A 21,223-nucleotide genomic window follows, 5' to 3' on the forward strand; every position below is an offset into this window, starting at 1 on the left:
GAGACCGACCCTATGAGCATGATGGAACAATGCCGGCTGATCGACCTGCCGAAACACCACGACCCGCGCGGCAACCTGTCGGTGATCGAGGGCGGCGTGCACGTGCCGTTCGACATCAAGCGGGTATATTACCTGTACGACGTGCCGGGCGGCTCGGCGCGCGCCGGCCACGGCCACATCGAGCTGCAGCAGCTGTTCGTCGCCATGTCGGGCAGCTTCGACGTCATCGTCGACGACGGCTACCAGCGCAAGAAATTCAATCTGAACCGCTCCTACTACGGCCTGTACGTGCCGGGCATGATGTGGCGCGAGGTGGAGAACTTCTCCTCCGGCGGCGTGTGCCTGGTGCTGGCGTCGACGCTGTTCGACCGCAAGGACTACTACCACGACTACGACGAGTTCGTGGCGGCGGCACACCAACATAAGTGAGTTTTCCATGAGCGTACCCTTCCTCGACCTGAAAGCCATCAACCTGTCGCAAGCCGGCGAGCTGGAGGCCGCGTTCAAGCGCGTGCTGGATTCCGGCTGGTACATCCTGGGCGGCGAGACCGCCGCCTTCGAGGCCAGCTTCGCCGCCTATTGCGGCAGCAAGCACGGCATCGGCGTCGCCAACGGCCTGGACGCGATCTTCCTGATCCTCAAGGCCTACGGCATCGGCCCCGGCGACGAGGTGATCGTGCCGTCCAACACCTTCATCGCCACCTGGCTGGCGGTCAGCGACTGCGGCGCCACCCCGATTCCGGTCGAACCGGCGCCGGACAGCTTCAACATCGACCCGGCGCGCGTCGCGGCGGCGATCACGCCGCGCACCAAGGCCATCCTCGCGGTGCACCTGTACGGCCAGCCGGCCGACATGGACCCGCTGAAGGCGCTGGCGGCGCAACACGGCCTGAAGCTGATCGAGGACGCGGCGCAGGCGCACGGCGCGCGCTACCGCGGCGGCGTCGCGGGCCAGCTCGGCGACGCGGCGGCGTTCAGCTTCTACCCGGGCAAGAACCTGGGCGCGCTGGGCGACGGCGGCGCCGTCACCTGCGACGACGACGCGCTGGCGGAACGCATCCGCACGCTGCGCAACTACGGCTCCAAGGTCAAGTACTACAACGAGGTGCCGGGCTATAACTCGCGGCTGGACGAAGTGCAGTCGGCGCTGCTGAGCGTCAAGCTGCCCCGGCTCGACCAGGACAACGCGCGCCGCCGCGCCATCGCCGCCATCTACACGCGCGAACTGGCCGGCGTCGCCGGGCTGGCGCTGCCGCAGGTGCCGGACTGGGCGGAACCGGTGTGGCATGTGTACGTGATCCGCCACGCCCGCCGCGACGCGCTGGCCAAGGCGCTGGCCGAACAGGGCATCGGCACCATCGTCCACTATCCGGTGCCGCCGCACCTGCAGCCGGCGTACGCCGAACTGGGCTACAAGGCCGGCGACTTCCCGCTGGCCGAGGCGATCCACAACGAGGTGCTGAGCCTGCCGATGGGACCGACCATGAGCGACGACCAGGCGCTGCGGGTGGCGGCGGCGGTGCGCGCCTTCTGCGCCGGCTGAGGGGGCGCGATGATCCATCCGAGCGCCATCGTCTCGCCGCTCGCCCGGCTCGGCGACAACGTCAGCATCGGCCCGTTCACCATCGTCCATGACCACGTCGAGATCGGCGCCGGTTCGGTGATCGACGGCTATTGCGAGATCGGCTACCCGACCCCGCTGGCCGACGGCCTGCCGCTGGTGCTGGGCGCCGGCGCGCGCATCCGCTCGCACTCGGTGTTCTACCAGGGCTCGCGCTTCGGCGAGCGGCTGGTCACCGGCCACCGGGTGGTGGTGCGCGAGAAGACCGTGGCCGGGGTCGCGTTCCAGATCGGCACCATGAACGATATCCAGGGCGACTGCGAGATCGGCGATTACGTGCGCTGCCAGTCCAACGTCTTCATCGGCAAGATGTCCAGGGTCGGCAACTTCGTCTGGCTGCTGCCCTATGTGGTGCTGACCAACGATCCGCACCCGCCCAGCAACGTGCTGCTCGGCGCCACCATCGGCGACTACGCGGCGATCGCCGCGATGTCGGTGATCCTGCCCGGCGTGACGGTGGGCGAGCACGCGCTGGTGGCGGCGCACAGCAAGGTGCATCGCGACGTCGCGCCGCGCACCGTGGTGGCCGGCAATCCGGCGCGCTACCTGTGCGACGCCGACAAGATCAAGCTCAAGGACGGCAGCGGCGCGCCGGCCTATCCCTGGACCAGCCACTTCCGCCGCGGCTATCCGGCCGACGCCGTCGCCGGCTGGGAACCGCCCGATAAAGCTGGCTGAATGAATCGCGAGTATGTGATAATCACCCCACCACCCATGGGCGCCGGCGGCGGCGCCCGACCAGAAACCAGCCCCGGCCATCGATGAAAATCACCACCGTCATACCCGCGTACAAATCCAAGTATCTGATGGAGTTGCTGGCCGCGCTGGCACAGCAGACCGAGCCGCCGGAGCGCATCCTGTTTTCCGACGACAGCCCGGACCAGAGCTTCATCCGCATGCTGGCCTCGGAGCCGGTCAAGTCGCTGATCGCCCACCTCAACGTCAGCGCGATTCCCGGCACCCGCCGCGGCGCCTACGCCAACTGGTCGCAATGCATCAACGCCTGGGGCGGCGAGACCGAGCTGCTGCACATCCTGTGCGACGACGACATCATCTATCCGCAGTTCTACGCGCGCCACCGCCAGGCGCACCGGTCCGGCCATTTCAGTTCGACCGTCAGCAGCCGCTGGTACGCCAACGAAGCCGGCCAGCCGCTGCGCCACGCGCTGAACCTGCCGGACGCGGTGGCCCAGCACCCGCAGCGCATGCTGTCGCTGGACGCCAACGTGCTGTTCACCACCACCGTCGGCCGCGCCGCCAACTGGCTGGGCGAGGTGTCGAACACCGTGATGCGCGCCGAGGTGGCGGAGCTGATCGTGCGGCGCGAGGTGGACGGCATTCCGATCGCCGGCCTGGAGGACCTGGGCGCCTTCATCTGCGGCGCGCAGACGCATCCGCTGTGCTACATCAACGAGCACCTGGGCTACTTCCGCCAGAGCCCGAACCAGAATTCGACCCACGGCACCTCGGCCGCCATGAAGTGCGCCATCATGAGCTACTTCGGCCTGGCGCTGATCGGCCGAAAACGCGGCCTGATCAGCGAGGAGCAGGCGAAGTATTGCTTCGACGCGGTGGGCAGCAATGTATTGTGGCACTACCGCAACGAAGCCGACACCCAGGCCATCCGCGACGCCCTGCCGGCGCTGATGGCCGGCGAGGCCGGGGCCGACGGTCCCTACCTCGACGCCTGGCGCGCCTTCGTGGCCGCCAACGGCCATTTCTAACCCCCCGGGCGCCGCGCCCTTTTAACTCAATGGAACCCTATGCAAGCGACCGACTCCCGCATCCGTAAGCACATCGTGGAACTGGAAAGCCTGGACCTGGACGAGGCGCTGTTCAACCGCATCCACGACGACCTGGTGCAAAACTCCGGCCGCCACATGCCGGCCCCGGTCTGGCTGAAGGCCGGCGGCGGCGGCGACGAGGCCGCCAGCGAGTTCGACGCCAAGAGCCTGATCACGCCGTGGCTGGGCTTCGGCAAGACGCCGGTGTCGCCGGAGTCGCTGTCGTGGTACTACCCGTTCCTCAAGGACATCGATACGCTGGGCATCGTCGACACCTATTTCGCCGGCGCTGAACAACTCAAGCCCGCCGCCGAAGACTTGCTGATCGCCGACCTCGGCACCATCATCGACCTCAACCTGATCGCCCCCTACCTGCCGGCCGGCGAGCCGCAGCAGCCGCTGCGCGTGATCGAAGTGGGCGGCGGCTACGGCCGCCTGGCCGAGGCGATGTTCAACGTCTACGACGGCCAGCTCAAGTACGTGATGATCGACGCCGTCCCGGCCAGCCTGATCTTCGCCTACGAATACCTGACCCGCGCCCGTCCCGACCTGCGCATCGGTTCCTTCTACCGCGGCGACGCCTACGACCTGGAACGCTTCGACATCTACATCTGCCCGATCTGGCATTTCGAGACCGCCGGCGCCGGCCAGTTCGACCTGGCGATCAACGTCCAGAGCATGCAGGAGATGGCGCAGCACCACGTCGACTACTACCTGGAATGGTTCGATTCGGTGCTCAAGCCGGGCGCGGTCGCCTATCTGTGCAACCGCCGCGACCACGTGTTCCGCGGCGCGTGGCACTATCCACGGCACTGGGAATGCCTGCTGAAGATCTGCACCCCGCGCTCGTGGATCCGCGATTTCCCGGCCGAGGTCTACCGCAAGGGCGAGCGCGCCTACGACGGCGAGAACGCGCTGGCCGAGGCGCGCTACCGCCGCGAGCTGGGCCAAGCCAACGCGCGCCAGATCGCCGACGCCGCCCAGGCCGGCCGCAAGATCTACTAAACGGAGCGGCCGATGAAAATCGTCGCCCATCGCGGATACTGGCTTGACGCAAGCGAAAAAAACACGCCGGCCGCGTTCGAGCGCGCGCTGGCGGGCGGCTTCGGCATCGAGACCGACCTGCGCGACGCCGGCCGTGGCGTGGTGATCGCGCACGACATGCCGGCCGGCGGCGAAATGCCGCTGGACGCCTTCCTGGCGCTGTGCGCGCGCTACCCGGCCGGACGGCCGCTGGCGCTCAACATCAAGGCCGACGGCCTGCAGGCGCCGGTGGCGGCGGCGCTGGCCGCGCACGGCACCGCCGACGCCTTCGTGTTCGACATGGCGGTGCCCGACGCGCTCGGCTACCTGCAGCACGGCCTGCCCGCCTACACCCGCAGCAGCGAATACGAAACCGTCCCCGCCTTCCTCGAGCGCGCCGCCGGCGTCTGGCTCGACGCCTTCCACGGCGAGTGGTACCAGCCGGCGCAGATCGCCGCCTGGCTGGAACAGGGCAAGGCGGTATGCATCGTGTCGCCGGAACTGCACCGCCGCCCGCATTTGGAATTATGGCGCCGCCTGCGCGACGCCGGCCTGCACCGGCAGCCGGCGCTGAGCCTGTGCACCGACTTCCCCCAAGCCGCAAAGGATTTTTTCCGTGACCAAGATTAAAGCCATCATCTTCGATATGGATGGCGTACTGATCGATGCCAAGGAGTGGCATTTCGAGGCGCTCAATCGCGCCTTGACGCTGTTCGGCATGGCCATCAGCCGCTACGACCACCTGGTGACCTACGACGGCCTGCCGACCAAGACCAAGCTGCGCATGCTGTCGCTGGAGCGCGGCCTGCCCGAGGCGCTGCACGGCTTCATCAACGAGATGAAGCAGATCTACACCATGGAAGTGATCTACGCCCGCTGCAAGCCGGTGTTCCAGCACCAGTTCGCGCTGTCGCGGCTGCGCGCCGAGGGCTACCGCATGGCGGTGTGCTCGAACTCGATCCGCAACACCATCGCCATGATGCTGGAGCGCGCCGAGCTGCTGCCCTTCCTGGAATTCTTCCTGTCCAACGAGGACGTGGCCGCGCCCAAGCCGGCGCCGGACATGTACCTGAAGGCGATCGAGCGCATGGGCCTGCTGCCGGAGCAATGCCTGATCGTCGAGGACAACCCGAACGGCATCAAGGCCGCGCGCGATTCCGGCGCGCACGTGCTGTGCGTGCACGACGTGCGCGAGGTGAACCACGCCAACATCACGCAAACCATCGCCGCGCTGGAGGCCGGACATGCTTAACATTATCGTTCCGCTCAGCGTGCCGTCGATGTTCTTCGAGGGCGCCGACTTCCCGTTTCCCAAGCCGCTGATCGAGATCGCCGGCAAGCCGATGATCCAGTACCTGATCGAGAACCTGGACGGCATCGCCGAGGAGAAGCGCTTCATCTTCATCCTGCGCGACGAGGATTGCAGCCGCTACCACCTCGACAGCACGGTGCGGCTGCTGGCCGGCGCCGACAGCGTCATCATCCGCCTGATGCACCAGACCCAGGGCGCCGCCTGCAGCGCGCTGCTGGCGATCGACTACATCGGCGCCGACCAGCCGCTGCTGATCGTCAACGGCGACCAGGTGTTCGACGTCGACCTGAACGACTACCTGGCGCGCTTCCGCGCGCGCGGCAGCGACGCCGGCACGCTGACCTTCGATTCGGTGCACCCGCGCTGGTCGTACGCGCGGCTGGAAAACGGCGACGACATCATCGAGACCGCCGAGAAGCATCCGGTCAGCCGCAACGCCATCGCCGGCTTCTACTACTTCGCGCACGGCGCCGACTTCGTGCTGGCGGCGCAGCATTCGATCCGCAAGAACACCAGCGTCGACGAGGTGTTCTACATCGCCCCGGTGCTCAACGAACTGATCCTGCTGAACCGCAAGCTGACCGCGCTGGCCGTGCCCAACCACGCCTACCACACCTTCTATTCGCCGAAAAAGATCGAGGAATACGAAGCCGCGCTGCACCGCACCACCAACCGAGCGACACCATGAGCAAACAACTGACCGAAGCCTATATCCGCGCCTTCGACGCGCGCGACCTGGAGGCCGTCGGCGCGCTGCTGGCCGACGACTTTTCGCTGCAGGACCCGGTGGTCAAGCGCATCGACGGCAAGGCCGCCGCGCTGGCCATGATGAAGGGCATGTTCGACGGCTGCGCCACGCTGTCCTTCCGCGCCCGCAACATCTACACCGACGGCGCCACCACGCTGATCGAATTCACGCTGGACCTCGACGCCACCCACCTGGAAGGGGTCGACATCATCGAATGGCGCGACGGCCGCATGCACGCGCTGCGCGCCTACCTCGACATTCCGAAAGGCTGAGCATGCAACACTACAAACTCGACGACATGGTGCGCGGCTGGTTCGTCGGCGACTTCACGCCGACCGCGCTGGCCACCCGCGCCGCCGAAGTCGGCGTCAAGCACTACCGCGCCGGCGACCGCGAGGCGCGCCACTACCACAAGATCGCCCAGGAAATCACCGTGATCCAGAGCGGCCGGGTGCAGATGAACGGGGTCGAATACGTCGCCGGCGACATCGTGGTGATCGCGCCGCTGGAGTCGACCGACTTCGTGGTGCTGGAGGACACCGTGACGCTGGTGGTCAAGGTGCCGGGCGCGGTCGACGACAAATACCTGGGCGAGGCGCCATGATCAACATCGTGGTGCCGATGGCCGGCCATGGCAGCCGCTTCGCCAACGCCGGCTACACCGATCCCAAGCCGCTGATCCCGCTCGGCGCGCGGCCGATGATCGAGGTGGTGATCGACAACCTGCGTCCGAGCCGGCCGCACCGCTTCATCTTCGTCTGCCAGCAGGCGCACCTGGCGCAGTACGGCCTGGGCGAGCGGCTGCAGGCGATCGCGCCCGGCTGCGCCGTCGTGCCGGTGTCGCAGGTGACGCAGGGCGCCGCCTGCACCGTGCTGCTGACGCGCGCGCTGATCGACGACGCCACCCCGCTGATGATCGCCAACTGCGACCAGTACATCGACATCCGCATCGACGACTACCTGGCGCGCATGGACGAAGAACAGCTGGACGGCCTGATCATGACGATGAGCGCCGACCACCCGAAATGGTCGTACGTGCGGCTCGACGCCGGCGGCGCCATCGTCGAGGTGGTGGAAAAGCAGGTGGTCTCGAACGAGGCCACGGTGGGCATCTACAACTACGCGCGCGGCAGCGATTTCGTCGCCGCCGCCGACGCCATGATCGCCGCCGAGCTGCGCGTCAACGGCGAGTTCTACGTCGCCCCGGCCTACAACGCGATGCTGGCCAACGGCGCCCGGCTCGGCTACTACAACATCGGCGCCGACCGCGCCGGCATGTACGGCCTGGGCGTGCCGGAGGACCTGGATTACTTCCTGGCCCATCCGCTGGGCCGGGCGCTGGCCTAGCCGGCCGGTGCGGCCGGGGCCGGGGCCGGAACCACGCGCTCGTTCAGGCCCGAGGCGCCGGGATGGATCTGCGCGATCAGCTGCGCCACCGTCAGGCCGCCGCCCATCGCCAGTTCGGTGCCGAACGAGCGGGTCGCGTGCAGCGCCGGATTGACCTCCTGGAAGTGGCGCGGCAGGCCGCGCCAGATCACCGTGTCGTGCACCGTCTTCTGCATGCAGATGATGCGGCCGATCACGCCCTGTTCCTGCAGCGCCAGATAGCTCAGGGTGTGGTCGATATGCGACGACACGTGGTAGGCCGCGCCGGCGCGGCTGCGTTCGTACAAGCCGGTATAGATCGCGTCCAGCACCGCCACCTCGCCCAGCAGCATGAAGTCCGGGGTCGAATACATATTCCTGACGTCGCAATATTCGATCATCAGGTCGCCCGAACCGCGGCGGATCTGCGACACGTGCAGCGCGATATGGCCCTGGTGCACGGTGACGTCGGCGCGCACGCGGAACACCACGGCGTCGTCGCCGAGGCCGGCGCGGATGGCGCGGATGCCGGCCAGCGCCGCGTAATACAGTTTTTCCTTGTTGTTCGGGATGACATCGCCGAAGAAATTGCTTTCGGTGTTCAGCGTGTGCTGGTCCGAGACCACCAGGAAGTCGAACAGCGCGGCGTTCTCGCGCAGCCATTCGCCGTCCTCCTCCCAGCCGCTGAAGGCGATCTTGAAGCCGATGGCGCGGAACACGCGCGCCATCAGGACGATGCCTGGACGGCTGTCGTAGGCCACATACGGATAAAACAATTCATCCGGATACGGCGGCCGGTAGGGCAACACGGCCGGGCCGTGCAACAACAGCACTTTTTCAATCGCCATCACTATTGCTCCTAAGATATAGTGGACACAGTATAGCAAAGACCTTTCCCCGTGGGGGGCGGGAAAACAGGGCTAAAACCGTCTTGCTTTTGGTTTAGAATACCAGCGTTGCGACGGATAATACGGTCACATCATCACATTGCGGAGAGAGCATGAAGGCAGTCATACTGGCGGGCGGGCTGGGCACGCGGCTGAGCGAGGAAACCACGGTCAAGCCCAAGCCGATGATCGAGGTCGGCGGCAAGCCCGTGCTGTGGCATATCCTGAAGAGCTACTCGGCGCACGGCATCAACGATTTCGTCATCTGCTGCGGCTACCGCGGCTACGTCATCAAGGAATTCTTCGCCAACTATTTCCTGCACACGTCGGACGTCACCTTCGACCTGCAAAAGAACAGCATGGAGGTGCACGAGCGCTTCGCCGAACCGTGGAAGGTGACGCTGGTCGACACCGGCGCCGACACCCTGACCGGCGGCCGCCTGAAGCGCGTGCGCCGCTACGTCGAGGACGACGAGGCGTTCTGCTTCACCTACGGCGACGGCGTGTCCGACCTCGACATCGGCGCCTCGCTGGCCTTCCACAGGGCGCACGGCAAGCTGGCCACGATGACGGCGGTGCAGCCGCCGGGCCGTTTCGGCGCGATCGACATCGACGGCCAGCGCATCACCAGCTTCAAGGAAAAGCCGCAGGGCGACGGCGCCTGGGTCAACGGCGGCTACTTTGTGCTGTCGCCCAAGGTGATCGACTACATCGCCGACGACAGCACCGTGTGGGAAAAGGAACCGATGGAGCGGCTGGCCGCCGAGGGCCAGCTCGACGCCTTCCGCCACCACGGCTTCTGGCAACCGATGGACACCCTGCGCGACAAGGTGCTGCTCGAACAGCTGTGGGACAGCGGCAAGGCGCCGTGGAAGCGCTGGCCATGAATCCGGCGTTCTGGGCCGGCAAGCGGGTGTTCCTGACCGGGCACACCGGCTTCAAGGGAAGCTGGCTGAGCCTGTGGTTGCAGCAGCTCGGCGCGCACGTGACCGGCTACGCGCTCGACGCGCCCAGCCAGCCCAGCCTGTTCGAGGTGGCCCGGGTCGGCGCCGGCATGACCTCGGTCATCGGCGACGTGCGCGACGGCGCCGCGCTGCAGGCCGCGATGCGGCAGGCGCGGCCGGAGATCGTGATCCACATGGCGGCGCAGGCGCTGGTGCGCTACTCGTACGCCAACCCGGTCGAGACCTACGCCACCAACGTCATGGGCCTGGTCAACTTCTTCGAAGCGGTGCGCAACACCCCCGGCGTCAAGGCGGTGGTCAACGTCACCAGCGACAAATGCTACGAGAACAAGGAATGGGCCTGGGGCTACCGCGAGAACGAAGCCTTCGGCGGCTACGACCCGTACAGCAACAGCAAGGCCTGCGCCGAGCTGGTCACGGCCGGCTACCGCTCCTCGTTCTTCCATCCCGACCAATACGCCGAGCACGGCGTGGCGCTGGCCTCGGGCCGCGCCGGCAACGTCATCGGCGGCGGCGACTGGGCCGAGGACCGGCTGATCCCGGACATGGTGCGCGCCATCGCCGCCGGCCAGCCGGTGCGCATCCGCAGCCCGCACGCGATCCGGCCGTGGCAGCACGTGCTGGAACCGCTGTCGGGCTACCTGACGCTGGCCGAGCATCTGTACCGGCACGGCGCCGCATACGCCGAAGGCTTCAACTTCGGTCCGCACGACATCGACGCCCGCCCGGTCGAATGGATCGTCGGGCGGCTGTGCGCCAGCTGGGGCGACGGCGCCGGCTGGGAGCTGGACGGCGCGCCGCAGCCGCACGAGGCGCACTACCTCAAGCTGGACTGCTCCAAGGCGCGCGCCCGGCTGCAATGGCAACCGCGCTGGCAGCTCGGCCACACCATCGACATGATCGTCGCCTGGCACCAGGCGTACGCCGCCAATCCGGACGGCGCCGCCATGCGCGCGCTGACGCTGGCGCAGATCGACACCTATCAAAACACCGCACATAGCTAAGGCAGCAACCATGAGTGAAGCAAAAACCAAAGAACAACTCCGCGCGGAGATCAACCAGCTGGTGGCCGAATACGGCGCGCTGGCCAGCTTGCCCAAGCCGTTCGAGCCGGGCGTGACCGTGATCCCGCCGGCCGGCAAGGTGGTCGGCGCGCCGGAAATGGAATTGATGGTCGAAGCCTCGCTCGACGCCTGGCTGACCACCGGCCGCTTCAACGACCAGTTCGAAGCCAGGCTGGCCAAGCTGATCGGCGTCGACTTCCTGATCACCGTCAACTCCGGCTCGTCGGCCAACCTGGTCGCGTTCAACACGCTGACCTCGCCGAAGCTGGGACCGCGCGCGATCCAGCAGGGCGATGAAGTGATCGGCGTCGCCGCCGGCTTCCCGACCACCGTCAACCCGATCATCCAGTTCGGCGCGGTGCCGGTGTTCGTCGACGTCGAGCTGGGCACCTACAACATCGATGTGACCAAGCTGGAGGCGGCGATCTCGCCCAAGACCAAGGCCATCATGCTGGCGCACACGCTGGGCAATCCGTACAACCTGGAAGTGATCTGCGCGCTGTGCAAAAAGTACAACCTGTGGCTGATCGAGGATTGCTGCGACGCGCTGGGCTCGACCTACGACGGCAAGATGGTCGGCACCTTCGGCGACATCGGCACCATGTCGTTCTACCCGGCGCACCACATCACCATGGGCGAAGGCGGCGCGGTGTTCACCAACGATCCGCAGCTGAAGCTGATCGCCGAATCGTTCCGCGACTGGGGCCGCGACTGCTACTGCCCGCCGGGCAAGGACAACACCTGCGGCAAGCGCTTCTGCCAGTGCTTCGGCACGCTGCCGGAAGGCTACGACCACAAATACACCTACAGCCACCTCGGCTACAACCTGAAGATCACCGACATGCAGGCCGCCTGCGGCCTGGCGCAGATCGACCGCGCGGCCGGCTTCATCCAGGCGCGCAAGGACAACTTCGCCTACCTGACCGAACGCCTGCAGTCCTGCACCGAATTCCTGATCCTGCCGCGCGCCACCGAGAATTCCGATCCGTCCTGGTTCGGCTTCCCGATGACGCTGAAGCCGGAGGCCAATGTGTCGCGGGTCGACCTGCTGACCTATCTGGACCAGCACAAGATCGGCACCCGCCTGCTGTTCGCCGGCAACCTGACGCGCCAGCCGTACATGATCGGCCGCAACTACCGCGTCTCCGGCGAGCTGACCAACACCGACCGCATCATGCACGACACCTTCTGGATCGGCGTCTACCCGGGCCTGACGCGCGAGATGCTGGACTTCGCGATCACCAAGCTGGAGCAGTTTTTCGGCGTTAACTTTGACTGAGTCCGAGATGCACAACAGCAGCAGCCCCGGCCCTTACCGGCCGGGCGTGGACGCCGCCGACCTGGCGCTGATCCTCGAGCAGACCCCGGCCGAGGTCTGGCAAGCGTTGCGCGGCCAGCACCTGTTCCTCACCGGCGGCACCGGCTTCATCGGCAGCTGGCTGCTGGAAGGCCTGCTGTGGGCGGAGCGGCAGCTCGGACTGGGATTGCGGTTGACGGTGCTGAGCCGCCGTCCCGACGCCTTCCGCGCCAGGGCGCCGCACCTGGCCAGCCATCCCGCCGTGCGGCTGCTGCAGGGCGACGTGCGCGATCTGGCGCAGGAACACGGCCGCTACGACATCGTGCTGCACGCCGCCACCGACGTGGTGGCGCCGGCGGCCGAGCCGCTGGCCACCTACCATGACATCGTCGCCGGCGCCGAACAGACGCTGGCGCTGGCGCGGCGCTGCGGCGCCGGCCGCTACCTGCTGACCAGCTCGGGCGCCGTGTACGGCGTGCAGCCGCCCGGCCTGACCCACGTCGACGAAGACTATCGCGGCGCGCCCGATCCGGCCCAGGCCGGCAGCGCCTACGGCCAGGGCAAGCGCATCGCCGAATGGCTGGTGGCCTGCGAGCAGCAGCGCCAGCCGGCGCTGGAAACCCGCATCGCCCGCTGTTTCGCCTTTGTCGGCCCCTACATGGCGCTGGACGCCCAGTTCGCCATCGGCAACTTCATCCGCGACGCCCGCCGCGGCGACCCGATCCGCGTCGGCGGCGACGGCACGCCGTTCCGCTCCTACCTGTACGCGGCCGACCTGGTGGTGTGGCTGCTGACCATCCTGGTGCTGGGCGACCGCCGCCCCTACAACGTCGGCGCCGGGCAGGAAATCAGCATCGCCGGCCTGGCCCGCGAAGTCAGCGCCGCGCTCGGCGGCGGCGCCGAGGTGCGCATCGCCGGCGCGCCGTCCGGCGCCCCGGCCAGCTATTACGTGCCATCGGTGGCCCGCGCCGCCGGCCTGGGCCTGCGCCAATACACCAGCCTGGCCGACGCGATCGCGCGCACGGCCGCCTGGACCACCCCACATTCCGGAGAATCCTGATGTCCGCCATCCCCGACAGCCGCGCCCTGGCGCTCAGCATCCGCCAGTCGGCGCTGACCATGTGCTACCACAAGAAAGCCTCCCATCTGGGCGGCGCGTTCTCGGTGGCCGACGTGCTGGCCGTGCTGTACGGCGGCGTGATGACGATCGCGCCCGGCCAACCCGACGCGCCGCAGCGCGACCGCCTGTTCTATTCGAAGGGCCACGCCTGCACCGCGCTATACGCCGTGCTGGCCGAGGCCGGCTACTACGACAAGGCCGCGCTCGCCACCTTCACCGACAACGGCAGCCACTTCACCTCGCACGTCAACCACAAGGTGCCGGGGGTCGAGCTGTCGACCGGCAGCCTGGGACATGCGCTGTCGGTGGCGGCCGGCGTCGCGCTGGCCGGCAAGCGCCGCCAGACCGGCTGGCACACCTACGTCATCGTCAGCGACGGCGAACTGGACGAGGGCTCCAACTGGGAAGCGATCCTGTTCGCGCCGCACCACCGTCTCGACAACCTGACCCTGGTGGTCGACTACAACAAGATCCAGAGCTTCGGCAGCACCGCCGAGGTGCTCAACCTCGACCCGCTGGCCGACAAATTCAAGGCCTTCGGCTGGGACACGCTGGAAGTGGACGGCCACGACCACGCCGCGCTGGCCGCCGCGCTGGCCAAGGACGGCCGCGCCGCCGGCAAGCCGCGCGCCGTGATCGCCCACACCGTCAAGGGCAAGGGCGTCGACTTCATGGAAGGCCAGCTGGCCTGGCATTACAAGTCGCCCAGCGAAGAGCAATTCCGCGCGGCGATGGCGCAACTGACCACGACAACACAGGAACCGGCATGAGAACCGCCTTCATCAACTCCCTGCTGCACCTGGCGCGCCAGGACCAGCGCATCTTCCTGCTGTGCGGCGACCTCGGCTACTCGGTGCTGGAACCGTTCGCGCAGGAATTCCCGGACCGCTTCCTCAACGTCGGCATCGCCGAGCAGAACATGGTCGGCCTGGCGACCGGCCTGAGCATGGAAGGCTACACGGTGTTCTGCTACTCGATCGGCAACTTCCCGACGCTGCGCGCGATGGAGCAGATCCGCTACGACGTCGCCTACCACGAGGCCAACGTCAAGATCATCGCGGTCGGCGGCGGCTATGCCTACGGCCCGCTGAGCACCTCGCACCACACCACCGAGGAGCTGGGCATGTTGCGCACCATCCCCGGCATGGTGGTGACGGCGCCGGGCGATCCGGCCGAGGTCGAGAGCGTGACGGCCTTCATCGCCAACCACCCCGGCCCCTGCTATATGCGGCTGAACAAGGCCGGCGAGCCGCGCCTGCACGCCGCGCCGCCGGCGCTGCCGCACGCCGGCGCCATCGTGCCGGTGCTGCAACGCGCCGGCGCCACCCGCGCCGTGTTCGCCACCGGCGACATGGTCGGCGCGGCGGCGCGCCAGATCGAGCGCGAGCAGCTCGACTACGACCTGTACAGCTTCCCCTTCGTCAACCCGATCGACGCGGCGGCGCTGGCGCTGCTGGCGACGCGCTACGCCCACCTGGTCACGCTGGAGGAGCACCAGGCCAACGGCGGCTTCGGCTCCGCCATCCTGGAACAGCTGCATGACCTGCTGTACGAGGGCCGCCTGGCGGCGCTGCCGGCGATCCGCCGCATCGCCATCCCGAACCGTTTCGTCAGCGTCGCCGGCAGCCAGGACTACCTGCGCCAGCACATGGGCCTGACGCTGCCGGGAGCGCCGCGATGAGCGCCGCCGCGAGCGCGCCGCTGGTCAGCATCCTGCTGCCGACCCACAACCGGCCGGACTACGCCGAACTGGCGCTGCGCAGCGCGCTGGCGCAGACCTACCCCAACCTGGAAATCGTGGTCAGCGACAACAGCGACGACGAGCTGACCCGGCAGCGCTTCGCGCCGTACGCCGAGCGTCATCCGCAGCTGCGCTACCACCGCATCGCCAGCTGCCCGCCGATGGAGAATTTCAACAACTGCTACAGCCAGGCGCGCGGCGAGTTTGTCAATTTCCTGATGGACGACGATCTGTACCATCCGGAAAAGATCGCGCGCATGATGCAGGTGATGCTGACCCAGGACAACCTGGGGGTGGTGACCTCGAGCCGGCAACTGATCGACGCCAACGGCCAGCCGATGGCGTCGCCGCCGCACCTGGCGCCGCTGTTCAGCGTCGACACCCACGTCACCGGCCTGTCGCTGGGCGCGCACATGGCGGCCGGCAACGGCAACGTGCTGGGCGAACCGACCACGGCGCTGTTCCGCAAGGCGGTCGCCGGCCCGGTGTTCGGCGTCTACCAGGGCCACCAGTATTCGGTGATGTCCGACCTGGCCACCTGGATGACCATCCTGTCGAGCCACGACTGCGTCTACCTGCACCAGCCGCTCAGCTACTTCCGGGTCCACGCCGACCAGGACCAGCGCGTCACGCGCACGCAGATCCGCGGCCACCTGGAGTCGATGCGGCTGATCTGCGACGTCTGGGAACAGGGCTATTTCATCCGTCCCGAGCAGCCGCCGCACGAGCAGCTGCACGCCTCGCTGACCACCACCGTGTCGCTGCTGGCGCGCGCCCGCGACATCCTGCGCGACCCGATCTTCAACCCCGACCAGCTCAGCGCCACGGTGGCGCGCGCCACCCGCCTGCTGCTGGGCTGAACCGCACCCAGAGAACCCCATGCATCCAGCCGATTATCTGTTTCCCCGCGAGCTGCAGGCCACCGCGCTGCCGCTGACCAAGCTGCTGGTGATCGGCTCCTGCCTGACCGACCAGTACCTGCAGGACTTCCGCCGGCTGTATCCCGAGGTCCAGTTCGACTACACGCAGTTCAACAACCTGCTGAACCTGCCGGCGCTGACGCCGGAACAGGCGGCCGGCTACCAGCTGCAATACATCCAGATTCCGCTGCGCACGCTGGTCGGCGACAACATCATCCGCGTGGTCGACTTCGACCAGCCCGGCGCCTACGAGGCGCTGGAGGCGCAGGCCTGCGCCATGCTGCGCGCGGTGCTGGAGGCGGTGCTCAAGCACAACCGCGAGCACGGCCTGCTGACGCTGGTGTCCAATTTCATCGTCCCGCAAAGCAATCTGGCGCCGTCGCTGTCGGAGCGCGGCGGCGCCAAGGATTTCGGCCGCCTGGTGCGGGTCGTCAACCAGTGCCTGGACGACACGCTGGCCGGCCACAAGCACGCCTACGTGGCCGACGTCGACAGCCTGGCCTCGACTTTCGGCAAGCGCTTCTTCCTCGACGACGTGGCCTCGTTCTACTCGCACACCGCGACGCTGGTGGCGGACGTCGCGCTGCTCGACAACCAGCCGGACTGGGCCGCGCCGCACAGCGGCCGGATCGAGGCCATTCCCGACGTCTACGCCACCTACGGCCTGCAGCCGACGGTGTTCAGCGAAATGGTGTTCCGCCAGATGGAGTCGATCTACCGCATCGTGCAGCAGGTCGACACGGTCAAGCTGGTGATCTTCGATCTCGACAACACGCTGTGGCGCGGCCAGATCGCCGAGCACTACGAGCCGGGCCGGCCGCAGCCGGAATCGCATTTCTGGCCGGTCGGCATCTGGGAGGCGGTGCAGCACCTGCGCCGGCGCGGCATCATGGTGTCGCTGTGCTCGAAGAACGACGAGCACATCGTCAAGGAGCGCTGGCGCCGCGCGGTGCTGCCGTGGCTCAGCTACGACGATTTCCTGCTGCCCAAGATTAACTGGCTGCCCAAGTCGGACAACATCAAGGACACGCTGGCGACGCTGGCGCTGACCGCCAAGAGCGTGGTGTTCGTCGACGACAACCCGGTCGAGCGCGACGAGGTGCGCAACAACATTCCCGGCATCCGCGTGATCGGCGCCGATCCCTTCGTCACCCGCCGCATCCTGCTGTGGAGCGCGGAAACCCAGCGCATCACGCTGGGCGCCGAGGCGCAGCAGCGCGAACAGTCGTACAAGGGCTTGATCGCGCGCGAACAGCAGAAGAGCGCCGGCGGCGGCCGCGCCGAATTCCTCGCCGGCCTGGACGTGCAGCTGACGATGGAGGTGATCCACGACAGCGCCGCCGACGGCTTCACCCGCGTCAACGAGCTGGTCAACAAGACCAACCAGTTCAACACCTCCGGCGTGCGCTGGACGGCGGCCGAGTTCGGCGCCTTCTTCGCCGCCGGCGGCAGCGTGCATTCGTTCTCGGTGCGCGACAAGTTTTCCGACTACGGCCAGGTCGGCGCGCTGCTGCTGCAGGGCGGCGTGATCCGCCAGTTCGTGATGAGCTGCCGGGTGTTGGGGATGGATGTGGAAATCGCCGCGCTGGACCATGTGGTCGGCGAGCTGTTCCGCGACGGCGCCGAGATCGTGGTCGGCGCGCTGGTGGAGACCGAGTTGAACACGCCCTGCCGCGACGTCTACGCCCGCGCCGGCTTCGCGTCGACCGCGCAACCGGGCGTGTTCGCGCTGCTGCGCGGCGCGGCGCGCCCCGGCGCCGCCCACGTGCGCATCATCGCCGCCTGATCAGGGTTCGCGGATCGATTCGTCCATGGCCTTGGTCAGCGGCCACAGCAGGTAAGACATCACGGTGCGCTCGCCGACCAGGATCTCGGCCGACAGCGTCATGCCGGGCAGCAGCGCGGCGCCGGCCTCCATCTTTTTCAGCTTGGCGCCGCGGTAGCTGATGCGGCTGGTGTAGAAGGAATCCAGGCCGTTCTGGCCCTGCGCCTGGTCGCGCCGGAACGAGTCCGAGCTGATGGTGCGGATCTTGCCGTCCAACATGCCGTGCTCCTGGTAGGAGAAGGCGTCGACCTTCAGCTGCACCTTGTCGCCGGTCTTGATGTAGCCGATGTCCTGCGAATCGACCTGCACCTCGGCCTCCAGCTCGGCGCCCAGCGGCACCAGCGTGAACAGCGGCTCGGCCTCGCGGATGATCGAGCCCACCGACAGCTTGGCGATCTCCAGCACCACGCCGTCGGCCGGCGCCAGCATCTGCACCATGCGGTGCCGCATGTCGGCCTTGACCAGCTGCTCGTTGATGCCGTCGCGCTCGCGCGTGGCCGACAACAGGTCTTCCATCATCTTCTGGCGCCAGCTCTTGCCGAAGGCGGAACGCTCGGCGTGCGCCGAGGCCAGCTCGCGCTCCATCTCCAGCGACTTGTTCTGCTGCAGCGTCATGTCGCGTTCGACTTCGAGGCGGCGGTCGCGCGCCTCCAGCAGGTGCATCTTGGCGCCGAACTGTTCGGCCATCAGCTGCTCCTGCATCGCTTCCACTTCGCGCAGCGACTTGACGCGCTGCGCCAGGATCACGCGGTCGCGCTTGTTGGTTTCGAGGCCGGCGATCAGGCGCCCGATGTTCTGGTCCATCTTGTTCTTCTGCGCCTCGAAGTTGGCGCGACGCTCGTCCGACAGCTGCGACTGCAGTTCGCTGTCGGCGTTGCCCTTGCCGCCGCCGGCGGCGCCCGGCTTGCCGGCCAGCTCGGCGCGCAGCGCGGCGGTCTGGGTGTCCAGGCTTTGCAGCCGGGTGCGCAGCTGCGATTCGTCGGCCTGGGTGAAGGTCGGGTCGAGCGAGGCCAGCAGCTGGCCCTTGCGCACCACCTGGCCGACCCGCACGTCGATGCGCTGGATCACCGAAGTCTCCAGCGGCTGCACCACGATGTTGGGCAGCGGATTGACCAGCCGGCCCTTGGCGGTGACCACCTTCGGCACGTGCGACAGGCAGGCCCACAGGATGAAGCTGGCGAACGCCAGCAGCAGCACATGCAGCGTGACGCGCACCGAGCGCGGCAGCGGGCCGCGTTCGATCGCGTCGGCGTCCGGCAGGAAGTCGATCTCGGTCTGGTCGCGCTTGTCGCGTCCGGACCCGTTTACATGTGGCTTGTTTGCTGGTTCCATAAATGCAGGTAGGTGTCGCTGGTTAAAAGCAGTTCGGAGTGGCGGCCGCTGTCGACCAGGCGGCCCTGTTGCATCACCATGATCTTGTCGGCGTTGACCAGCGTCGACAGGCGGTGCGAGATCATCACCACCGTGCGGCCGACGGCGATCCGGCTCAGGTTGCCGATGAAGATGGCTTCGCTTTCGGGATCGAGCGCGCTGGCCGCCTCGTCGAGGATCAGGATGCGCGGCTTGTTGACCAGCGTGCGGGCGATCGACAGCCGCTGCTTCTGGCCGCCGGACAGGTTGGAGGCATTTTCCTCCAGCATGGTGTCGTAGCCCATCGGCAGGCGCTCGATGAATTCGTCGGCGCCGGCGGCGGCGGCGGCCTCGACCAGCTCCTCGAAGGTGGCGTCGGGCTTGGCCACCGACAGGTTTTCACGCACCGTGCCGCGGAACAGGAAGTTTTCCTGCAATACGACGCCGATCTGGCGCCGCAGGTGCGACAGCTCGATCTCGCGCGCGTCCAGGCCGTCGAAGCGGACAATGCCCTCCTGCACCGGATACAGGCCCTGGATCAGCTTGGTCAAGGTGGTCTTGCCGGAACCGCTGCGGCCGACGATGCCGACCACCGTGCCCGGCGTGATGGTGAAGCTGGCCTTGTTCAGCGCCATCGCCTGCGCGCCCGGATAGCGGAAGGTGACGTCGTCGAAACGGATCTCGCCCTGCAGTTCGGGACGCAGGCCGTTGGCGCCGGCGCGGCCCTCGGGCGCGCGGTTCATCACCTCGCCCAGCATCTTGACCGACAGCGCGGTCTCCTGGTATTCGTTGACCAGGCCGACGATCGAGATCAGCGGCCCGGTGACGCGGCCGGACAGCATCTGGAACGCGATCAGCGCGCCGACCGACAGCTGCTGGTCGAACACGTCCTGCGCGCCCAGCACGATCAGCGTGACCGGCATCAGCTTGCCGAGGAAGTCGGTGACCGCGTTGCCGGCGATCGAGATCTGGCCGACGCGGAAGTGCATGGTGATGGCCTCGGCCGAGCGCTGGTCCCAGACCCGGCGCTGGGTCGGTTCGATCGCCAGCGCCTTGACGGTGCGCATGCCGTGGATCACTTCGACCAGCATCGCCTGGCGCTGGCCTTCGGCGGAGTACAGCGCGTTGAGGCGGCGCTGGAAGGTCGGCACCATCGCCACCACCACGGCGGCGATCAGGCCGGCGAACACCAGCACGATGCTGGCCAGCTTGTACGAGTAGGTGAACAGCACCGGCACGAACACCAGCAGCGCCACCAGGTCGAGCGCGGTGAAGAACAGGCGGCCGGTGAGGAAGCTGCGGATCCGCTCCAGCTGCTGCATGTGGCGCGTGACCACGCCGGCGCTGGTGGTCTCGAAGAAATCGATCGGCAGCGACAGCAGGTGGGCGAAGGTGCGGCGGGTCAGCCGCATGTCGATCTTGTTGCTGGCCGCCAGCGTCAGCGTCTGCCGCAGGAAGCCGAAGGCGGCGTCGAACAGCAGCGCCATGACGATGCCGACCGCCAGCACCCACAGCGTGGTGATGCTCTGGTGCGTCAGCACCTTGTCGATCACCAGCTGGAAGAAGATCGGCGAGGCCAAGGCCAGCAGCTGCATCGCGATGGCGGCGATGAAGATGTCGCGGAAGGCCGACTTCTGCTTGAGGATTTCGGGGATGAACCAGCGCAGGCCGAACGGCTGGTTCGGGTCGCTGAACTTGTGCTGCCGCTTGACGAAGAACACCTCGCCGCTCCAGCGCCGTTCGAAGTCGCTGCGCGGCACCATCACCACGGCGGCGCCGGCGTTGACCGGGTTGAGCACGGCGGCCTGCTCTTCACCGCCGGCCTCGGCCGGCCGCACCCCGACCACGATCACCATGTTGCCGTCGTTCAGGCGGGCCATCAGCGGGAACACGCCGTCCTGCGCCATCAGGCGGGCCCAGGTCAGGCGGTCGGCCTTGGCCTTCAGGCCGATGTCGGAGGCGATCCGCAACAGCTCGCCGTTGCCCGGCTCCTCGGCGCGCAGCGCGTAGTCGTCGATCAAGCGTTCCGGGTTGATTTGCAGGCCGTGATGCTGAGCGATCGCGGTCAGGCACTGGATGGCGGTATGGGGGAATTTATCGTGCATTGTGACGGGACAGATGCATGGTCGAGCATGGCAACATCAATGACCACCTTGTTGGTTGACCTGGGTAAAGCTTGCAGCAGCGCACTATTACGCCGC

General features: G+C 67.4%; 22 protein-coding genes. 19 read left to right on the forward strand and 3 right to left on the reverse strand.

From position 1 onward, the window contains the following. Positions 1-18: 18 nt before the first annotated feature. From GW587_RS02280 to GW587_RS02330, 11 genes are all read left to right on the forward strand, one after another. Positions 19-429 carry a sugar 3,4-ketoisomerase gene (locus tag GW587_RS02280; RefSeq protein ID WP_371875540.1) on the forward strand — a complete coding sequence of 137 codons (411 nt, stop codon included), beginning with the start codon at positions 19-21 and terminating at the stop codon, positions 427-429. Between the two features lie 7 nt (positions 430-436). Beyond that, entirely contained in the window at positions 437-1,543 is a 1,107-nt protein-coding gene (locus GW587_RS02285) for a DegT/DnrJ/EryC1/StrS family aminotransferase (protein WP_166098028.1), read from the forward strand. Positions 1,544-1,552: 9 nt separating this feature from the next. After that, positions 1,553-2,299: an acyltransferase gene (locus GW587_RS02290; RefSeq protein WP_166098031.1), complete on the forward strand. Its 747-nt coding sequence runs from the start codon at positions 1,553-1,555 to the stop codon at positions 2,297-2,299. A gap of 83 nt (positions 2,300-2,382) precedes the next feature. Beyond that, the gene (locus GW587_RS02295; protein ID WP_166098033.1) at positions 2,383-3,345 is read left to right on the forward strand and encodes a glycosyltransferase; all 963 of its coding nucleotides are present in this window, start codon (positions 2,383-2,385) and stop codon (positions 3,343-3,345) included. A gap of 39 nt (positions 3,346-3,384) precedes the next feature. After that, entirely contained in the window at positions 3,385-4,410 is a 1,026-nt protein-coding gene (locus tag GW587_RS02300; protein ID WP_166098036.1) for a putative sugar O-methyltransferase, read from the forward strand. Positions 4,411-4,422: 12 nt separating this feature from the next. Continuing rightward, positions 4,423-5,058 (forward strand): PI-PLC domain-containing protein, encoded by a 636-nt coding sequence (locus GW587_RS02305; protein WP_166098039.1) that lies wholly within the window; start codon positions 4,423-4,425, stop codon positions 5,056-5,058. Beyond that, positions 5,045-5,680, forward strand: coding sequence for an HAD family hydrolase (locus GW587_RS02310; protein ID WP_166098041.1), 636 nt, complete (start codon positions 5,045-5,047; stop codon positions 5,678-5,680). The genes GW587_RS02305 and GW587_RS02310 overlap by 14 nt, the downstream gene beginning before the upstream one ends. Beyond that, positions 5,673-6,428, forward strand: coding sequence for a glycosyltransferase family 2 protein (locus GW587_RS02315; RefSeq protein WP_166098044.1), 756 nt, complete (start codon positions 5,673-5,675; stop codon positions 6,426-6,428). The genes GW587_RS02310 and GW587_RS02315 overlap by 8 nt, the downstream gene beginning before the upstream one ends. Then, the gene (locus GW587_RS02320; protein ID WP_166098046.1) at positions 6,425-6,760 is read left to right on the forward strand and encodes a nuclear transport factor 2 family protein; all 336 of its coding nucleotides are present in this window, start codon (positions 6,425-6,427) and stop codon (positions 6,758-6,760) included. Before GW587_RS02315 ends, GW587_RS02320 begins: the two co-directional genes overlap by 4 nt. Before the next feature lie 2 nt (positions 6,761-6,762). Further along, positions 6,763-7,092 carry a hypothetical protein gene (locus tag GW587_RS02325; protein ID WP_166098048.1) on the forward strand — a complete coding sequence of 110 codons (330 nt, stop codon included), beginning with the start codon at positions 6,763-6,765 and terminating at the stop codon, positions 7,090-7,092. Continuing rightward, positions 7,089-7,835 carry a glycosyltransferase family 2 protein gene (locus GW587_RS02330; RefSeq protein ID WP_166098050.1) on the forward strand — a complete coding sequence of 249 codons (747 nt, stop codon included), beginning with the start codon at positions 7,089-7,091 and terminating at the stop codon, positions 7,833-7,835. Before GW587_RS02325 ends, GW587_RS02330 begins: the two co-directional genes overlap by 4 nt. On the opposite strand, the gene GW587_RS02335 is transcribed toward GW587_RS02330, so the two are convergent. Beyond that, positions 7,832-8,701 carry a hypothetical protein gene (locus tag GW587_RS02335; protein WP_166098053.1) on the reverse strand — a complete coding sequence of 290 codons (870 nt, stop codon included), beginning with the start codon at positions 8,699-8,701 and terminating at the stop codon, positions 7,832-7,834. The genes GW587_RS02330 and GW587_RS02335 overlap by 4 nt on opposite strands. 152 nt (positions 8,702-8,853) lie before the next feature. Between GW587_RS02335 and rfbF the strand changes: the two genes are divergently transcribed. From rfbF to GW587_RS02375, 8 genes are read left to right on the forward strand one after another with little or no spacing between them, the layout of a single operon-like run. Then, positions 8,854-9,627 carry a glucose-1-phosphate cytidylyltransferase gene (rfbF, locus tag GW587_RS02340; protein WP_166098055.1) on the forward strand — a complete coding sequence of 258 codons (774 nt, stop codon included), beginning with the start codon at positions 8,854-8,856 and terminating at the stop codon, positions 9,625-9,627. Further along, positions 9,624-10,709: a CDP-glucose 4,6-dehydratase gene (rfbG, locus tag GW587_RS02345; protein ID WP_207393334.1), complete on the forward strand. Its 1,086-nt coding sequence runs from the start codon at positions 9,624-9,626 to the stop codon at positions 10,707-10,709. The genes rfbF and rfbG overlap by 4 nt, the downstream gene beginning before the upstream one ends. 10 nt (positions 10,710-10,719) lie before the next feature. After that, entirely contained in the window at positions 10,720-12,048 is a 1,329-nt protein-coding gene (rfbH, locus tag GW587_RS02350; RefSeq protein ID WP_166098058.1) for a lipopolysaccharide biosynthesis protein RfbH, read from the forward strand. 7 nt (positions 12,049-12,055) lie between these two features. Next, complete coding sequence (locus GW587_RS02355; protein ID WP_166098061.1) at positions 12,056-13,126, forward strand: NAD-dependent epimerase/dehydratase family protein; 1,071 nt, start codon at positions 12,056-12,058, stop codon at positions 13,124-13,126. Beyond that, entirely contained in the window at positions 13,126-13,956 is an 831-nt protein-coding gene (locus GW587_RS02360) for a transketolase (protein ID WP_166098064.1), read from the forward strand. The genes GW587_RS02355 and GW587_RS02360 overlap by 1 nt, the downstream gene beginning before the upstream one ends. After that, positions 13,953-14,867 (forward strand): transketolase family protein, encoded by a 915-nt coding sequence (locus tag GW587_RS02365; protein WP_166098066.1) that lies wholly within the window; start codon positions 13,953-13,955, stop codon positions 14,865-14,867. The genes GW587_RS02360 and GW587_RS02365 overlap by 4 nt, the downstream gene beginning before the upstream one ends. Continuing rightward, positions 14,864-15,787, forward strand: a complete 924-nt coding sequence (locus GW587_RS02370; RefSeq protein ID WP_166098068.1) for a glycosyltransferase family 2 protein — start codon at positions 14,864-14,866, stop codon at positions 15,785-15,787. The genes GW587_RS02365 and GW587_RS02370 overlap by 4 nt, the downstream gene beginning before the upstream one ends. Before the next feature lie 19 nt (positions 15,788-15,806). Further along, complete coding sequence (locus tag GW587_RS02375; RefSeq protein ID WP_166098071.1) at positions 15,807-17,633, forward strand: HAD-IIIC family phosphatase; 1,827 nt, start codon at positions 15,807-15,809, stop codon at positions 17,631-17,633. Here GW587_RS02375 and GW587_RS02380 read toward each other — a convergent pair whose 3' ends face one another. After that, complete coding sequence (locus GW587_RS02380) at positions 17,634-19,004, reverse strand: HlyD family type I secretion periplasmic adaptor subunit (protein WP_166098073.1); 1,371 nt, start codon at positions 19,002-19,004, stop codon at positions 17,634-17,636. Further along, positions 18,977-21,127, reverse strand: a complete 2,151-nt coding sequence (locus GW587_RS02385; protein WP_166098075.1) for a peptidase domain-containing ABC transporter — start codon at positions 21,125-21,127, stop codon at positions 18,977-18,979. The genes GW587_RS02380 and GW587_RS02385 overlap by 28 nt, the downstream gene beginning before the upstream one ends. Between the last annotated feature and the right edge of the window lie 96 nt (positions 21,128-21,223).

The organism is Duganella aceris (assembly GCF_011090165.1).
Lineage (GTDB): Bacteria > Pseudomonadota > Gammaproteobacteria > Burkholderiales > Burkholderiaceae_D > Rugamonas > Rugamonas aceris.

Bases quoted from the DNA above. Each gene is read 5' to 3' on its own strand.
- GW587_RS02280 (WP_371875540.1), top strand. From the start codon at position 19: ATGATGGAACAATGCCGGCTGATCGACCTGCCGAAACACCACGACCCG.
- GW587_RS02285 (WP_166098028.1), top strand. From the start codon at position 437: ATGAGCGTACCCTTCCTCGACCTGAAAGCCATCAACCTGTCGCAAGCC.
- GW587_RS02290 (WP_166098031.1), top strand. From the start codon at position 1,553: ATGATCCATCCGAGCGCCATCGTCTCGCCGCTCGCCCGGCTCGGCGAC.
- GW587_RS02295 (WP_166098033.1), top strand. From the start codon at position 2,383: ATGAAAATCACCACCGTCATACCCGCGTACAAATCCAAGTATCTGATG.
- GW587_RS02300 (WP_166098036.1), top strand. From the start codon at position 3,385: ATGCAAGCGACCGACTCCCGCATCCGTAAGCACATCGTGGAACTGGAA.
- GW587_RS02305 (WP_166098039.1), top strand. From the start codon at position 4,423: ATGAAAATCGTCGCCCATCGCGGATACTGGCTTGACGCAAGCGAAAAA.
- GW587_RS02315 (WP_166098044.1), top strand. From the start codon at position 5,673: ATGCTTAACATTATCGTTCCGCTCAGCGTGCCGTCGATGTTCTTCGAG.
- GW587_RS02320 (WP_166098046.1), top strand. From the start codon at position 6,425: ATGAGCAAACAACTGACCGAAGCCTATATCCGCGCCTTCGACGCGCGC.
- GW587_RS02325 (WP_166098048.1), top strand. From the start codon at position 6,763: ATGCAACACTACAAACTCGACGACATGGTGCGCGGCTGGTTCGTCGGC.
- GW587_RS02330 (WP_166098050.1), top strand. From the start codon at position 7,089: ATGATCAACATCGTGGTGCCGATGGCCGGCCATGGCAGCCGCTTCGCC.
- GW587_RS02335 (WP_166098053.1), bottom strand. From the start codon at position 8,701: ATGGCGATTGAAAAAGTGCTGTTGTTGCACGGCCCGGCCGTGTTGCCC.
- rfbF (WP_166098055.1), top strand. From the start codon at position 8,854: ATGAAGGCAGTCATACTGGCGGGCGGGCTGGGCACGCGGCTGAGCGAG.
- rfbG (WP_207393334.1), top strand. From the start codon at position 9,624: ATGAATCCGGCGTTCTGGGCCGGCAAGCGGGTGTTCCTGACCGGGCAC.
- rfbH (WP_166098058.1), top strand. From the start codon at position 10,720: ATGAGTGAAGCAAAAACCAAAGAACAACTCCGCGCGGAGATCAACCAG.
- GW587_RS02355 (WP_166098061.1), top strand. From the start codon at position 12,056: ATGCACAACAGCAGCAGCCCCGGCCCTTACCGGCCGGGCGTGGACGCC.
- GW587_RS02360 (WP_166098064.1), top strand. From the start codon at position 13,126: ATGTCCGCCATCCCCGACAGCCGCGCCCTGGCGCTCAGCATCCGCCAG.
- GW587_RS02365 (WP_166098066.1), top strand. From the start codon at position 13,953: ATGAGAACCGCCTTCATCAACTCCCTGCTGCACCTGGCGCGCCAGGAC.
- GW587_RS02370 (WP_166098068.1), top strand. From the start codon at position 14,864: ATGAGCGCCGCCGCGAGCGCGCCGCTGGTCAGCATCCTGCTGCCGACC.
- GW587_RS02375 (WP_166098071.1), top strand. From the start codon at position 15,807: ATGCATCCAGCCGATTATCTGTTTCCCCGCGAGCTGCAGGCCACCGCG.
- GW587_RS02380 (WP_166098073.1), bottom strand. From the start codon at position 19,004: ATGGAACCAGCAAACAAGCCACATGTAAACGGGTCCGGACGCGACAAG.
- GW587_RS02385 (WP_166098075.1), bottom strand. From the start codon at position 21,127: ATGCACGATAAATTCCCCCATACCGCCATCCAGTGCCTGACCGCGATC.